This is a genomic window from Prevotella sp. OH937_COT-195 (assembly GCF_003932845.1).
Lineage (GTDB): Bacteria > Bacteroidota > Bacteroidia > Bacteroidales > Bacteroidaceae > Prevotella.
Window position 1 is genome coordinate 17798 of record NZ_RQZH01000002.1, and the last position, 15413, is coordinate 33210.

General features: G+C 42.2%; 15 protein-coding genes. 8 read left to right on the forward strand and 7 right to left on the reverse strand.

Translation table 11 applies throughout. The features are described from left to right. The first annotated feature begins 65 nt into the window (after positions 1 to 65). On the forward strand, positions 66 to 662 hold the full coding sequence (locus EII32_RS01145) for a DUF6621 family protein (protein WP_125233630.1): 597 nt from the start codon (positions 66 to 68) through the stop codon (positions 660 to 662). Here the strand turns inward: EII32_RS01145 and EII32_RS01150 are convergent. From EII32_RS01150 to EII32_RS01170, 5 genes are all read right to left on the reverse strand, one after another. After that, positions 614 to 856 carry a hypothetical protein gene (locus tag EII32_RS01150; RefSeq protein ID WP_125233631.1) on the reverse strand — a complete coding sequence of 81 codons (243 nt, stop codon included), beginning with the start codon at positions 854 to 856 and terminating at the stop codon, positions 614 to 616. The genes EII32_RS01145 and EII32_RS01150 overlap by 49 nt on opposite strands. A gap of 395 nt (positions 857 to 1251) precedes the next feature. Next, positions 1252 to 2490 (reverse strand): spondin domain-containing protein, encoded by a 1239-nt coding sequence (locus EII32_RS01155; protein ID WP_125233632.1) that lies wholly within the window; start codon positions 2488 to 2490, stop codon positions 1252 to 1254. Between the two features lie 65 nt (positions 2491 to 2555). Continuing rightward, positions 2556 to 3089 carry a DUF417 family protein gene (locus EII32_RS01160; RefSeq protein WP_125233633.1) on the reverse strand — a complete coding sequence of 178 codons (534 nt, stop codon included), beginning with the start codon at positions 3087 to 3089 and terminating at the stop codon, positions 2556 to 2558. 121 nt (positions 3090 to 3210) lie between these two features. Continuing rightward, on the reverse strand, positions 3211 to 3477 hold the full coding sequence (locus tag EII32_RS01165) for a hypothetical protein (RefSeq protein ID WP_125233634.1): 267 nt from the start codon (positions 3475 to 3477) through the stop codon (positions 3211 to 3213). Beyond that, positions 3474 to 4025: a sigma-70 family RNA polymerase sigma factor gene (locus EII32_RS01170; RefSeq protein ID WP_125233635.1), complete on the reverse strand. Its 552-nt coding sequence runs from the start codon at positions 4023 to 4025 to the stop codon at positions 3474 to 3476. The genes EII32_RS01165 and EII32_RS01170 overlap by 4 nt, the downstream gene beginning before the upstream one ends. A 491-nt stretch (positions 4026 to 4516) precedes the next feature. Between EII32_RS01170 and EII32_RS01175 the strand changes: the two genes are divergently transcribed. The 7 genes from EII32_RS01175 (at position 4517) to recA (ending at position 12188) form a co-directional block, all read left to right on the forward strand. Next, complete coding sequence (locus EII32_RS01175; protein ID WP_125233636.1) at positions 4517 to 5425, forward strand: DUF6268 family outer membrane beta-barrel protein; 909 nt, start codon at positions 4517 to 4519, stop codon at positions 5423 to 5425. 127 nt (positions 5426 to 5552) lie between these two features. Then, on the forward strand, positions 5553 to 6590 hold the full coding sequence (locus EII32_RS01180) for a serine hydrolase domain-containing protein (protein WP_233582275.1): 1038 nt from the start codon (positions 5553 to 5555) through the stop codon (positions 6588 to 6590). A gap of 12 nt (positions 6591 to 6602) precedes the next feature. After that, positions 6603 to 7604: a histidine kinase gene (locus EII32_RS01185; protein WP_125233638.1), complete on the forward strand. Its 1002-nt coding sequence runs from the start codon at positions 6603 to 6605 to the stop codon at positions 7602 to 7604. 110 nt (positions 7605 to 7714) lie between these two features. Continuing rightward, a complete protein-coding gene (locus EII32_RS01190) occupies positions 7715 to 8773 on the forward strand; it encodes a sensor histidine kinase (protein ID WP_125233639.1) in 1059 nt (352 codons plus the stop codon). Then, entirely contained in the window at positions 8758 to 9468 is a 711-nt protein-coding gene (locus tag EII32_RS01195) for a LytR/AlgR family response regulator transcription factor (protein WP_125233640.1), read from the forward strand. The genes EII32_RS01190 and EII32_RS01195 overlap by 16 nt, the downstream gene beginning before the upstream one ends. 363 nt (positions 9469 to 9831) lie before the next feature. Beyond that, positions 9832 to 11121: a saccharopine dehydrogenase family protein gene (locus tag EII32_RS01200; RefSeq protein WP_410524555.1), complete on the forward strand. Its 1290-nt coding sequence runs from the start codon at positions 9832 to 9834 to the stop codon at positions 11119 to 11121. A 44-nt stretch (positions 11122 to 11165) separates the two neighbouring features. After that, positions 11166 to 12188, forward strand: a complete 1023-nt coding sequence (gene recA, locus EII32_RS01205) for a recombinase RecA (protein WP_125233642.1) — start codon at positions 11166 to 11168, stop codon at positions 12186 to 12188. A gap of 162 nt (positions 12189 to 12350) precedes the next feature. On the opposite strand, the gene EII32_RS12000 is transcribed toward recA, so the two are convergent. After that, positions 12351 to 12515 carry a hypothetical protein gene (locus EII32_RS12000; RefSeq protein WP_158611093.1) on the reverse strand — a complete coding sequence of 55 codons (165 nt, stop codon included), beginning with the start codon at positions 12513 to 12515 and terminating at the stop codon, positions 12351 to 12353. Positions 12516 to 12556: 41 nt separating this feature from the next. Beyond that, on the reverse strand, positions 12557 to 15271 hold the full coding sequence (alaS, locus tag EII32_RS01210) for an alanine--tRNA ligase (protein WP_125233643.1): 2715 nt from the start codon (positions 15269 to 15271) through the stop codon (positions 12557 to 12559). Between the last annotated feature and the right edge of the window lie 142 nt (positions 15272 to 15413).

A 15413-nucleotide genomic window follows, 5' to 3' on the forward strand; every position in this document is an offset into this window, starting at 1 on the left:
CTGCAAAGTTACGAAATACACTTTAATATTTTGCCATTTGTGACAAAAAAACTAACTTTGCATCTATGAATGAAGAATTGAGAAGTGAAAAATGGAGCGAGAACGTAATCATAGTAGATGCAGACTATGTTGACAGAGTGGCTTTCGATCTCATAGTAAATTTCGAACGTATGCTGATGAGACGCGTGCCGCAAGCCGACCTTGCAAGGTGGATAGACTGCATTGCACTCGACGGCGGAGTGCGTGAGGGAAATGGCGAGACGCAAATCGTTTTGTTGCACGATGTGGGAAAGAAAGTCATGGAGAATTTTTTGCCTGCCGATTATGATGACGAAATCAACGGAAAGGCATTCAACGACAATCTCGGAGAGTTTGTCATGACGGCAGTGGAAGTGCCGGACTTTTCGAACAAGGACGACATGATGCTTGAGATGGTGCAGATTGCCGCAGGAAGGAAAGAAGTAAAACGCATCATGGTGATACCTGACTGTGAGCGAAGCGATATTTACGACAGCCTGAGACGTGCTCTTACCGCCATCGGCGACGATAAGCGCATCACGCTTTTTGCCATGCAGCCGATGCCCGGCGGAAATTTCCGACAAGAAATACTGGGTTACTCGTTGATGAGCGCACTCGGAATAAAGGGGACGGAATTGGACTGATAAACATCTTCGTTCCGTGGAAACTGCCAATTAAACCCAAATCGGTCATTAGAACCCTCAACCGCTTTTGTTCGATTGTTGGGCAGATGTGCAGCCGTTTCATCGAAGGCGTAGCGGGCTGCGTCGAGATGTAATGGCTGCGCAGATGTCAGCAAGCGGGCTAAAGTAGTTGGGAAACGTAACGGCAATGGCAAATCTAAGCAAATGCGGTCTAATGACCGATTTGGGTTAAAAGATGAAAAACACAGTGTGTGGAACATTCACGCATGGGCATTTCGATAAATTAGTACTAAACCTGCCGGACTCACGGACTGTATATTTCTACTCTCCGAAGAAACCGTGTATCTATGTACAAATAATTATATGTACATAGTTCGTCTGTTGTTTTGAGTTCGTATAACTCGCGTTAAATTATTTGTGGATTTTAAAATGTTTCTTTAATTGTCTCATGCCTTTATCCCGTTTCTTCGATGGTTGGATATGGTATTATATTATTCAGTTCAATATACAATAGGAGGAATAAAACAAAAGCGGATCGGGCAAAGACGAAATATGCCCAATCCGCTTGTTTTTTCGAGGAAACCTCCTCTTATTTTATCGTTATTCTCAACACATTCTCAACAGAAGGTACCGGAAATGTGTTGCCAACTTTGGTAATAGGCTTATCTTCTGCCTGTGGCATTCCTCCAAAAAGCGCTTGTCTGTTTCCTGCTCCGGGAAATTGATCCACACCGGTTCCCGAATCAAACAAACCGGTACTTTTCGTTATATTGCCTTTTGACAATGCTGAAACGGGTTTCTCATTGGCATAAAACCAGTCGTTTGAAAAGCCGAACATGGAAACATAAGCCAACAAATCGCCTTCTTCTGCCTTATATCGTACCATCTCTTTTTTACCGGGACCAATCGGAGAGTTTCCTACTATATAAACCTCCTTAACTCCTTTCATCTTTTTCAGACTTTCTTTCAGCTTACTTGTATTTCCTTTCTGTGAAAGTTCTTTCAGTCCTAATCCGGGATCTTTTTTGTTCAGTTCATAAACAGGATTTTTCGCACCTTGATATACTACGAGAAGTACAGGAGATATTCCCGTGATTATACCCGTGTTGGCTTCAACTTTTGCTTTCAATTTGTCCACATTTCCTTTCTGTGCTATGTCGCTGATTTCCGGATTGCTTTTTTCTCCGGGAGAAAAGAATGGCTTTTCTGCAAGAAGTTTGCTTCCGTCAAATGTAGAAACCGCCCATACACCGGGAGAAAAAGGAGTCTCATTTTTTGTTCCGGCAGAAATGTTTTTGAGAGTAAGCGTAAACTCTGAAGTAGATTCTTCGTATGCCAATGTCAATTGCATAAGTTTGGAAGCATCCACACCATTAACTTCCTTAATAGGGTTAGATTCCGGTGAACCGGTCTTATCGTTTATTGTTCCGTTATCCCATAATTTTACTTGCGAAGAAACATCTCCTGTAATAGCCTTCCCTTGCTTGTCGAAAAGTTTTATGCCGGGTTGTTCTGATGCAAAAAACCAATCTTTGGATTTGCCATACATGGTGACAAACATCAATGCTTGATTTTTACCGGCACTAAACTTAAAATCAATACTTTGTCCGGGTAAAATAATAGGAAGATTTATCTCTTTGCTTCCAACCCCTTTGAATGTACCGCTCTCCACAAACAACTTTGGAGTAACGATATTCTCAATCATAAAAGTACGTGTGTCGTTATTCATGGGATTCCCCATGTCTTCATTCTTACTACAAGAAAACAACACAGATGTCGCCACCAAAGCAATTACCGGAAAACCGGCTTTTAAAAGATTCTTTTTCATTTTCTGTTTTTTTTAAATTAATAATTAATAGAGTCTATTTTTCATCTATTTCCATTATATTTATCTCATATTCCCCATGTCCTATATTTCAAAACATACGTATTTAAACACATGTTTTCTTTATTGTTTCTCAAAATTAAAGGAATGTTTTTATTTTGAAGTATGCGAAACATTACTATACCGAAACCGATATATCCGATATTTTTAAGAATAAATAAATCTGTTGTAATTACCCCCTCTTTTATCAGCCACATATATATAGTGGAAAATAAAAGACCGAGTGTTGCGAATAATATAGATATTACTCCTAATAGAGTATGTTGTTTTTGGAAATGATATTTGATTGACAGAAGAATCAAAAAAGCCATTAAGATTTCTACTATTCCGGTAAAATAAGAAATAGTTTGTATCCCCAATGTCTCATATATTCCCCAAAAGAGAAGATTATATTCTGTAAAGGGCTTAATGGCTGCTGCATCCGTTTGAGTAAACTTAAATACTCCAATACAAATAAGAATGGCGGCAAATCCTAAAAGGGTTATATAATTCCCAATTTGAATTGTTCCTCCAAAAGGAAATGATTGTTTTCCTGCATTCATCTTGTCAATCTTTTCTTTAGTTACTCTGATTTCCTGTTAATTATTAGAAGCCACAGAAGGCTTTCCGCTTATATAGTCGGAAAAATCAGAAAATCATGACAAGCAGAATGAGATTATGAGTTTATTTTTTTTTGATGTTATCTTTAAAAGATTGTATTTCAGTGTCTTCAAAAGATTTTTCTTCTTCATATTTTTTTGTTAGCAACTTATCTATTCGCTCAACTTTTTCCACATAAGCAGCACACCATTTACAAACTAACAGGTGTGCATTAAGGCGCATCCTTGCAATAAGAGGAAGCTTACCGGCATTTCGTTGTTCAATCAACAATGGCACACGACTGCACGGCATGATAAGGAGATGGATCAATTTTCCGAACAATGCTTTCATAACGTGTCAAACCAATTTAATTCAATACATTTTCTTAACTGCATGCGACTGCGCTGAAGTATTTTCCAAAGATTTGTCGAGGCTATGCCTAATTCATGACAAACCTTGTCGGCTTTTTTTTGTTCAATGTAATATCGTTTTACTGTAATCCTCCATTGATTTGGAAGATGTTCTATACATCTGTCCAAAGTGTCTAATAGCGTACTGTCTGCTTCCGGATTATCTGAATTCTGAGGCCATTCGTTAAGTACGGAATTGTCTGTCCACGATCCCGATGAATCAAAGAACAACGACATACTGACAACTTCCGGATTGCGATATTGTATTCGGTAGAAGTCGGATATTTTATTTTTCAAGATATTATGCAACCAAGACAACGGTGTACATTGTCTCTTAAAATTATTATAGGAAGATGAAGCGGACATAAAAGTATCCTGTACCAAGTCCATTGCATCATTTTTATCTGCCACCATCGACAAGGCTCTGTTCAGCAAAGAACCAGAGTAAAGTTCTATCCATTTGTTTATTTCTTCGTTTTCCTGTTTCATATAAGAAATTCTGATAAATGCAATTAAGAAAAGTAATTTCTCCGTTTTTATAATTATATATTGAAGATTTTCTTATCTTACTATGTCGGGATTTGTTTTTATGGATGTCTTCCTTGCAACGTTTTTTACAAATCCCTTATTTATGAGTGACAGTGAGCAACAATTTAGAACACGTTTTTTCTTATGTTCTTTCAATATCTGCATGAATACTGTCTCTTTTTAAATAACGAATAAAAGTACACATTATTATATATGTGATATATTATTATAATAAACCGATGTAATTTTGATTAAATTATATTTGCAGATACCGTAATCATATCCATATTCCACAACATAAGATGATTTTATCAATGTATTTGATGGGATGGCAAATTACTGTAAATGGAATCTGACAATATCGTTTCGTATGTTGAAAACCTGCTGTTTGTCTATTTTTCCCCGCCCCATGTTATTTTATACTATATCTTTGCGTCAAAATAAATACCGTTATGGAGCAAAGAATAATTATAGTATGTGTTTTTATATTGTTCCTCCTATCGGGAGGAGTGAATATATCTGCTCAAATTCAATTAAAGTCGGAATATATTTCTGCATCTGCATACAAAGATGAAAAAGGTAATAGAATTGGTGGAAAAGGGGATTTGCATACTTTCGAAGGTTCGGTGAAACTTCCCTTATCTGTAAAAGAAGATAGAAATGGCAAGTTGACGGCTTGGATTGTTACTTTGGATGGTACATACGCTTCTATGAATAATAAAGAAATGCCACGATATTTTACAGTGAAAGAACTTATGAATGCCCAATTGGGAATGATGCATATGCGCCCACTTAATGAGAAATGGTCTGTACTTGCCATTTTGGGAGCCGGGATATACACTGCCGATTTGAATAAAGTCTCAGGCAGTTCGTTTCTCGGACAAGGAGGTGTCTTATTTATCAGACATGTAAACAAGAATTTTGATTGGGGAGCCGGTGTTGCGTTGAATAATGCACTTGGCTATCCGATGATATTTCCTTCTTTATATATGGATTGGAAAATAGAGGGAAAGTACAAATTTAAATTATCCATGTATAATACATTCAAAGCAGAAATCGGTACACAATTTAGCAAGAATTTCAAATTGGGGATACTTGCAGAATCCAAAGGACTAATGGCTGCAGTAGGAGAAAACGGAAATAATAAATATTTTGTGATGCAATATGGTTATATTGGTATTCAACCAGAGTTTAAAATAGGGAAAAACTTTTTTATCCCTATTGTCGGAGGAATTGTAGCATCAAGAGAAACTTATTTCCGTTCGCGGACATTGAAAGCTTTTTTCAGTAGCAAAGACGATTATCCGCATTTCGGTGTATCCCCCTATTTCTCAATAGGCATACGATACGGACTACAATAAATGCCCAAACATAACGTTTAACATATTATAAGATTATATGACAACAAAGTTCACATTATTCCTGTTGATAAGCCTGTTCGGACATGGAGTGACGTTTTCGCAAGATGTCGTAAATGAATTAACTGATTTGAAAGAAAATCAGATTCATAAGATATTTGAAAAAACAAAGAGTTTTCCCAATGGAACCCAGATGTCCATCGCGTTCATAGAAAATGGGAAATCTCGCTTTTATGGGATAATAAAGCAAAATGATACGATTAGAAATACCGAGAATAAAGATAAGGTTTTCGAAATCGGCTCAATCTCGAAAATCTTTACGGCAACATTGCTTGCCGATGCAATACTTGAAAGAAAAATAAAAATGACAGACGACATAAACAAGTTTTACCCTTACCCTTTTAAGGATAATGTTCGAATAACTTTTGGAAGTTTGTCAAATCATACATCCGGAATGGAAGAATATCCTGCGAATTTGGATATTTCTGAGTTTTTGGCAGACAGTACGAAAGCGGAGTGGAAAAATCCTTTCCAAAGATATGGTTATTCCGAATTAGAACATTATCTCAGAAATCAGTTGCAATTGTGTTGCAACCCGAATAAGCCGGAATATCTATATTCAAATTTTGGAACCGGTTTGCTGGGCTACACGCTATGCCGTATGGAAAAATGCGGTTTCGCAGAACTCATTTCCGGTAAAATTTTCAGAAAGTATAAAATGAACAATTCATATACGGACGCAAGGTTGGTGGAAAACGGTCTTGTCTATGGAATAAGCCGTACAGGCGTTCCTGTGGGTAACTGGATATGGGACTCGGATGTATTTTTAGGCTCAGGCGGTATCCTTTCTTCTGCAAATGATTTGGCATGTTTCTTGGAAGCCCAATTCGATATGGATAACAAAGAACTTGCAATTACAAGAAAACCTACTTTCAAGGTAAACGACAAACTAAGCATGGCACTTGGGTGGCATATCGTAAAAACAAACAACGAAAATGAATTGTACTGGCATAATGGCGGTACGGGTGGTTTTTCTTCCTCTATGGTATTTGATATAAATAAAAAGAATGGAGTCATTATCCTTTCCAATGTTTCTTTTCTGCACACTGATGCAAAAAATGTAGATGTATTGTGCTTTGAGATAATGGAAGATTTGGGAAAAGAGTGACAGTATATATGTATGCAAGAGAAAAAGAAACAAAGTATATTGTATGATTTCCTTATGGAGAAGAGATACAAATGGAGTCGCCATTTCGTACTTGTCGTTTCCGTAGGCGTCATCTCTGCAAACCATGTCTTCATTACCTATGGAGAACAAATTCGGGACGTGTATATTTGCGGTATTATATTTGCATATATGGCGGTTTATCTGTCAATGATATATCTTAACATGTTTTTTTTCTTTCCAAGACTGTTGTTGACGGGAAAGTATGTACAATACACTTTTAGTCTTCTTGCTGCAATTTTCGCAGTAGTAACAGCAGACATCGTTTCGGAGTATTACGTTCATGTTGAGTATAAAATACCTCTCCATTCATATTCCTTTTTTCTCGACGGACGTAATAAGGTTATTGATTTTTTTTCCGATTTCTCGGTATTGACATTGTCGGTAACGAGCATTACCGTAATCATCTTCTATAAACATTGGATTCATGCCACAGAGAAAATGGAACAACTCGAAACCCGGAAGATAACCACTGATTTAGAGAGATTGAAGAGCAATATCGGCACAAAATATCTTTTGGATAAACTGAGTAATATCACAGCACTCTGTATGACTGCCCCGGCAAAAGTGTCTCCACAACTATTGACATTGAGCCGAATAATACGCTATCGTTTATATGAATGCAACGATATGTTAGTGCTGTTAAATTCTGAAATAAGGTTTCTAACCGACTATCTAGAGTTGGAGAAAGAACATGATACTATCGCTGAATTTTCAATATCTTGTCAACGTGACACACGTATATGTTTCATTCCTCCATTGACATTGTTATCGTTCATGGAGGAATATTTGTCTGATTTGTCAAAAAACGGACAGACAAAAATTAAGATTGGGATTGAAGTACATACCGATATGCTTGTATGTATCTTGACTGACAACGGTGATCCTCCGAAAACGAATAAGCGTATTTCCGCCATCTCGAAAAGTCAGAAAACTTTTAATACTATAATGAATTAGGAAAAGGGATATATTACTCATCGAAAAGTTTAGGAATTCCTATTTATAAGACTATAAATTTTACGATTGATTTTCTGACAAAGTTCTAATTATTAAATGTAAATAAAGAAATGACATTGTTGAAAGAGATAAACAAAACGATTGGAATAAAAATCGAAACAGGAGGTTTTCGGAAGACCGGATACTTGTTATTGCTCTGTGTCATTGTGGTTTTGACAGTGGAGATGGTCTATAACAACGACAATGTATGCAGTAGATTTGCAAATGCGAGGCTTTATGAATGGTTGATATATTTAGGCGTTTTTGCCATTGCAGTATATATCAACAACCGTCTGCTTGTTCCACTTTTTCTGTTGCGGAATAAACTTTTCGGTTATGTCATTTCCATGAGTTTGTGCGTTGTTTTATTTATGATGGTCATTATTTCCGCACAAAACATATTGTATGATATTTCCGAAAATCAAGGACTTATACCACTTTTTCTTAACATTGCAGGAAATATGCTGTCATTGGGGTTGATCATCTTGTCTATTTCCGTTTTTCCGCTATTCCGAAATTGGATGGAAAACAGTCGTCTAATGGCCGAACAAGAAAAGACGATGGCGGAAGCAGAATTGCAACAATTAAAAAACCAGATAAATCCGCATTTTCTTTTCAATACGCTCAACAACGCCAACATAAAAGCAGAACAAGAACCGCAGTTGGCGCATGGCATCCTTTTACGACTTGGAGGTTTGTTGAAATATCAGTTGTACGAATCATCGCAAGAAAAAGTTTTGATGAGGAATGAAATCTCTTTTTTGCGCAATTATCTCGAATTGGAAAGTACTCGTCGCGAAAGTCTTAATTATGAGATTTGCACGGACGGCATAGTGGAAAGTATTTCCATGTATCCGTTACTGTTTATCCCTTTTGTTGAAAATGCGGTTAAACATAGTGCGAATGTCAAAGGGAGTGCAAACATACATATCATGTTTTCCGTTTCCGGGAACCGATTGTATTTCCGATGTGAGAACACCAAGACAGAGGGTCGCAAACCTAATGGTTGCGGAGGGCTTGGGTTGAAGAATGTTAAACGCAGACTGGAACTGTTGTTCGGAAAGAAATATACGTTGTCTGTTGCAGAACAAGAAAATAAATATATCGTAAACTTATGTGTGACCCCGTAAAATGTATCATCATCGATGATGAACCCATTGCCCGTGAAGGATTGGAAAGACTCGTGTACAAGAATCCCGTACTGGAACTTGTCGGTAATTTTGAATCTGCAGAATCTGCGGCCGAGTACATGAGGTGTAATTCTGTGGATTTGATTTTTCTCGACATTGAAATGCCCGGAACAAACGGGATCGATTTTGCTCGCAAAATACCGTCGCAAACACTTGTCGTATTTACCACTGCCTATTCCGAATATGCGTTGGACAGTTACGAAGTAAATGCCACAGACTACCTCGTCAAGCCCATAGAGGAACAACGTTTCCATAAAGCCGTGGAGAAGGTTTGTAACTATCATACCCTGCTCGTAAATGCAGAGAAAGAAACTGTGGAGGCTGATGTCGATTTCTTTTTTGTAAAGTCGGAGCGTAGATATTACAAGGTCAGATATGACGACATACTGTTCATAGAGGGATTGAAAGACTATGTAATAATACAAACGGGAGACCGTCGCATCATTACCAAAATGTATCTGCGCACCATACACGAACTTTTACCCCGGTCTGTCTTTTTCCGTATCAACAAGTCCTATGTTGTGAACTTAGATAAGATAGAATCGTTCGACAGCAACGATGTGTTTATCGGGAAACATGAAATAGGTATTGGTAATGCCTACAAAGAAGATTTCTATAAAAGATTAATAAAATGACGACAGACTTTGCTTTATCCCCAATCTGTTTGTTCTTATCCATTTTTCAGTTATTGATTACCAAGGAAAATCGCCTGATTTGCAGACTTATTTCGGCGAAATTGGTGAGTAAAACCGCCGAAATTGAATAACGGAAGGCTTGTTACGGGGTGACGGGTGACAAAGAAATGCAGACGGTGCGGGCAGGAGCGGCACGATGCGGAGAGAATATTCGTGGCACAATTCAAAAATAGATGCTTTTGTTTTGTATTTTCAACGAATTATAATAACTTTGCAGCAAATAGACGACGGCAGGCACACCGAATGCCTCCCGCACCCGGACTATCGGAAAACAAACAAGAAAAGGATATGAGTAGAATACTTATGATTGGCGCAGGAGGCGTGGCCACGGTGGCTGCTTTCAAGATTGCGCAGAACACGGATGTGTTTACCGAGTTTATGATTGCCAGCCGACGCAAGGAAAAATGCGACAAACTGGTGGAGGATTTGGCAACGCGTTCAGGACTGAACATCGAGAATAAACAGGAAAAAGACGGGCAGACGCATTATGTCCTCGAAACAAAACCGGCACCGTTGAACGTGACCACGGCACAGGTGGATGCCGACGATGTGGAACAACTCAAGACTTTGTTCAACGGTTTCAAGCCCGAATTGGTGATAAACCTCGCACTGCCGTACCAAGACCTGACAATAATGGACGCATGTCTGGCATGTGGCTGCAACTATCTCGACACAGCAAACTATGAGCCGAAGGACGAAGCGCATTTCGAATATTCGTGGCAGTGGGCATACAAAGAACTTTTCGAGCAGGCGGGGCTGTGCGCGATACTCGGTTGCGGGTTCGACCCCGGAGTAAGCGGGATATACACGGCGTATGCCGCAAAGCACCATTTCGATGAGATAACACAACTGGACATAGTGGATTGCAACGCAGGAAACCATCATAAGGCATTCGCAACGAATTTCAATCCGGAGATTAACATTCGCGAGATAACGCAGAAAGGACTGTACTACAAGGACGGCGAATGGATAGAGACCGAACCGCTGAGCATACACAAGCCGCTCAACTATCCCAACATAGGTCCGAGAGAATCATACCTAATGCACCACGAGGAGTTGGAGTCGCTTGTGAAGAATTACCCGACAATTAAAACGGCACGCTTCTGGATGACTTTCGGACAGCAGTATCTCACATATCTCGACGTTATCGAGAACCTCGGAATGAGCCGCATAGACGAGATAGAATACGAGGCTCCGCTGGCAGACGGAACGGGGAAAACGGCACGCGTGAAAATCGTACCGTTGCAATTCTTGAAAGCGGTGCTGCCCAACCCGCAGGATCTTGGCGAGAACTACGACGGCGAGACATCTATAGGCTGCCGCATAAAAGGCATGAAAGACGGAAAAGAAAGAACATACTATGTGTATAACAACTGCTCGCATCAAGCGGCATACAACGAGACCGGAATGCAGGGCGTGAGTTACACCACGGGCGTACCGGCTATGATTGGGGCAATGATGTTCGTGAAAGGAATATGGCGCAAGCCCGGAGTGTGGAACGTAGAGGAGTTCGACCCGGATCCGTTCATGGAACAACTCAACAAACAAGGACTGCCTTGGAACGAGGTGTTTGACGGAGATTTGGAACTGTAATATTTCAAAGGGAAGGAGGATAACAATATTTATGTAATGACAATATGGCAAAGAAAGCAGAAGAAGCGGGTGCCGTGAATCCGCAAAACGAGAAGATGAAAGCATTGCAGGCGGCAATGACAAAGATAGAAAAAGACTTCGGGAAAGGGTCGATAATGAAACTCGGAGACGAACAGGTGGAGAACGTGGAGGTTATTCCGACGGGAAGCATCGGACTGAATGTCGCACTCGGAGTTGGAGGTTACCCGAGGGGGCGCGTCATCGAGATATACGGACCTGAATCGTCGGGTAAGACCACACTCGCCATTCATGCCATTGCCGAGGCGCAGAAACAAGGAGGCATAGCGGCATTCATAGATGCCGAACATGCGTTCGACCGTTTCTATGCGCAGCGGCTGGGGGTTGATGTGGACAACTTGTGGATTTCGCAACCCGACAATGGCGAGCAGGCACTGCAGATTGCCGACCAACTCATCTCGTCGTCTGCCATAGACATTCTTGTGATAGACTCGGTTGCGGCTCTCACACCAAAGAAAGAGATTGAGGGAGGTATGGGCGACAACGTGGTGGGACTGCAGGCACGACTTATGAGTCAGGCTCTGCGGAAACTCACGAGTACCATCGCCAAGACAAACACCACATGTATTTTCATCAACCAACTGCGCGAGAAGATAGGCGTAACGTTTGGCAGTCCCGAGACGACTACGGGAGGAAACGCGCTGAAATTCTACTCTTCGGTGCGTCTCGACATACGTCGCGTCACCAGCATAAAGGATGGCGATGAGGTGATTGGCAACCAAGTGCGGGTGAAAGTGGTGAAGAACAAGGTGGCTCCTCCGTTCCGCAAGGCGGAGTTCGAGATAACTTTCGGAAACGGAATCTCCAAGGTAGGAGAGATTGTCGATCTCGGAGTGGATTACGGCATACTGCAAAAGAGCGGTTCGTGGTACTCTTACGACAATGCAAAACTGGGTCAGGGGCGCGATGCCGTAAAGAAACTGCTCGCCGACAATCCCGAACTTTGCGAAGAACTCGAGGCAAAGATTATGGCAACCTTGGCAGATTAAAAGTAGGGGAGACAAACATGTATGGTGTATTTCGTAAATTTACTTTGTCGGGCAGACAGGTTGTTTACGAGTATAAAGCGATGATAAATTACAGAACACGCCATATTGCATGACAAAAAAGCACGGGAAGCAAAATCATCATTGCTTCCCGTGCCTTTTATATTATGCCTTTAACCCAAATCTGTCATTAGAACCCTCAACCGATTTTGTTCGATTGTTGAGCGGATGTGCAGCCGTTTCATCTAAGGCGTAGCGGGCTACGTCGAGATGTAATGGCTGTGCAGATGTCAGCAAGCGGGCTAAAGCAGTCGGGAAGCGTAATGGCAATAGTAAATCTAAGCAAATGCGGTCTAATGACAGATTTGGGTTTAAAGAGCAGCCAGTTCAATTACTTTGTCCACTGCCGCGCTGATGCCGTCGGGGTTCTTGCCTCCTGCCGATGCAAAGTGTGGTTGTCCGCCGCCGCCGCCTTGAATCAGTTTGGCAGCCTCGCGTACCAATTGTCCGGCGTTCATGCCGTTCTCCTTAACGAGATCTTCGCTCAACATGACATTTAGCATCGGGCGGTTTTCATAAACACTTCCCACCACGCAGAGCGAATGCGAAGGCTCTGCCGCGCGTACCTTGAAGACAAGATCCTTGGCTTGCTCGGGTTTTATGGGAAGTACGGAAGAATACACCTTTACGCCGTTGATGACCCGCGGACTCTCGAGGAGTTTGTCTTTCAATCTTTCTATGGTTTCGGCAACGAATTTGTCCACCTGCTTTTTCAGTTCGTCGTGTTCGCCAATATATTTCTGTATGGTGCCTTTGAGATCTTTGGCGTTGTTGAACATTGCTTTTAGTGCACGCATGCCGTCTTCAAGACCATATATCAACTCCTCGCATTCTTTACCGGTCTTGGCTTCTATGCGACGTATTCCCGCAGCCACGCTTGCCTCGCCAATAATCTTGAACATGCCTATGCTGCCCGTGGCTCGTGCGTGAATTCCACCACAGAACTCCACGCTCGGTCCGAATTTTACCACTCTTACCTTATCGCCGTATTTCTCTCCGAAGAGGGCAACGGCACCCATTTTGCGTGCCTCTTCTATCGGAGTGTCGCGGAATTCCTCGAGACCGATGTTTTGGCGTATCATGTCGTTGATCATGCGTTCCACCCGTCGCAGTTCCTCGTCGGTGGTTTTCTGGAAGTGCGAAAAGTCGAAGCGCAGTGTGTCGGGGCTAACGAACGAGCCTTTCTGTTCCACATGGTCGCCCAACACCTTCTTTAGAGCGTAGTCGAGAAGGTGTGTTGCACTGTGGTTTGCTGCACATGCTTCGCGCTTGTCGGTATCTACGCATGCCATGAATGCTGCCTCAATGTTTTTGGGCAGTTCCTTGACGATGTGTACCGACTGGTTGTTCTCGCGCTTGGTGTCTGTTATCTGCACCGTTTCTTCTTCGCTCACGAGAACGCCTTGGTCGCCCACCTGTCCGCCCATCTCTCCGTAGAAAGGAGTGTTATCGAGTACAAGTTCGTAGAAAGAGTTTTTCTTCTGTGTAACCTTGCGGTAGCGAATGATGCGGCATTCGTGTTCGGTATAGTCGTAGCCTACGAATTTCTGTTCGATGCCGGCATCTGCTTCGCCCACCGAAATCCAGTCGCCGTTCTCTACGACCGCGGCATTCCTTGCGCGTTCTTTCTGCTTTTTCATATCTTCGTCGAAACGTTTCGCATCTACGGAGAAACCATTCTCGCGGCATATCAGTTCGGTCAAATCGAGTGGGAAACCGTAGGTGTCGAACAATTTGAAAGCCTGCGCCCCGTCGAGTTCGCTTTTTCCGGCACTCCTCATATCATCCATTGCGCTGTTGAGCATGCTTATACCCTTGTCGAGAGTTCGCAGGAACGAGTCTTCCTCTTCCTTTATGACACGAGTTATGAGTTCGCGTTGTGCTTTAAGTTCCGGATATGCGTCGCCCATCTCGTGTACGAGCATCGGCACGAGTTTGAAGAGAAACGCCTCTTTCTGTCCGAGGAAAGTGTATGCGTAACGCACCGCCCGGCGCAGTATGCGGCGTATCACATAGCCTGCTTTCGCATTTCCGGGCAATTGTCCGTCGGCGATTGAGAAACTCACGGCACGTATGTGGTCGGCAATTACACGCATGGCAACGGTTGATTGGTTGGATGAGGTTGATGTTTGAACCGCGTCCGATTTTTTCACAGAGCATTCCTTGCCCGATGCCGGACTGTCATCTTCCGCATTCTCCCCCTCGTACTTTATTCCCGTAAGTTTCTCTATCTCGCGTATCATGGGCAGGAATACATCGGTGTCGTAGTTGGAGTTCTTGCCCTGTAATGCTCTCACGAGACGCTCGAAACCCATTCCGGTGTCTATTACGTTCATGGCGAGTTTCTCAAGCGAGCCGTCTGTCTTGCGGTTGAACTGCATGAAGACGAGGTTCCAAATCTCGATTACCTGCGGGTTGTCTTTGTTGACGAGCTCGTGTCCGGGCACTTTCGCCTTTTCATCGGCAGTGCGTGAGTCGAGATGTATTTCCGAACACGGTCCGCAGGGTCCGGTGTCGCCCATCTCCCAAAAGTTGTCGTGCTTGTTGCCGTTGATGATATGGTCGGCGGGGAGATGCTTGCTCCAGAAACTGGCAGCCTCGTCGTCGCGAGGGATATTCTCTTCGGGCGAACCTTCGAATACCGTTACATAGAGGTCTTCGGGGTTTAGGTGCAACACTTCTACGAGATATTCCCATGCCATGTCTATGGCACCTTCTTTGAAATAATCGCCGAACGACCAGTTGCCGAGCATCTCGAACATGGTGTGGTGGTATGTGTCATGGCCGACTTCCTCCAAATCGTTGTGCTTTCCGCTCACGCGCAGGCACTTCTGCGAGTTGGCACGGCGGCGCGGTTCCGGCTCGTGTGTTCCGAGGATAATGTCTTTCCATTGGTTCATGCCTGCGTTGGTGAACATCAATGTGGGGTCGTCTTTCACCACCATGGGTGCCGACGCAACTATAGCGTGACCTTTCGACTCGAAGAATTTCTTGAACGAGTCGCGGATTTCGTTTGCTGTCATCATATAAATTGTATTTTACTTAAATCCTGTTTGTTATTTCTGAAATTTGGGTGCAAAATTAATAAAAATCTTGCGGTATTCGTTTCATATTGCAAATTATTTTGTATATTTGCAGGAAATATCCTGCATGCAAAACAGTATGACG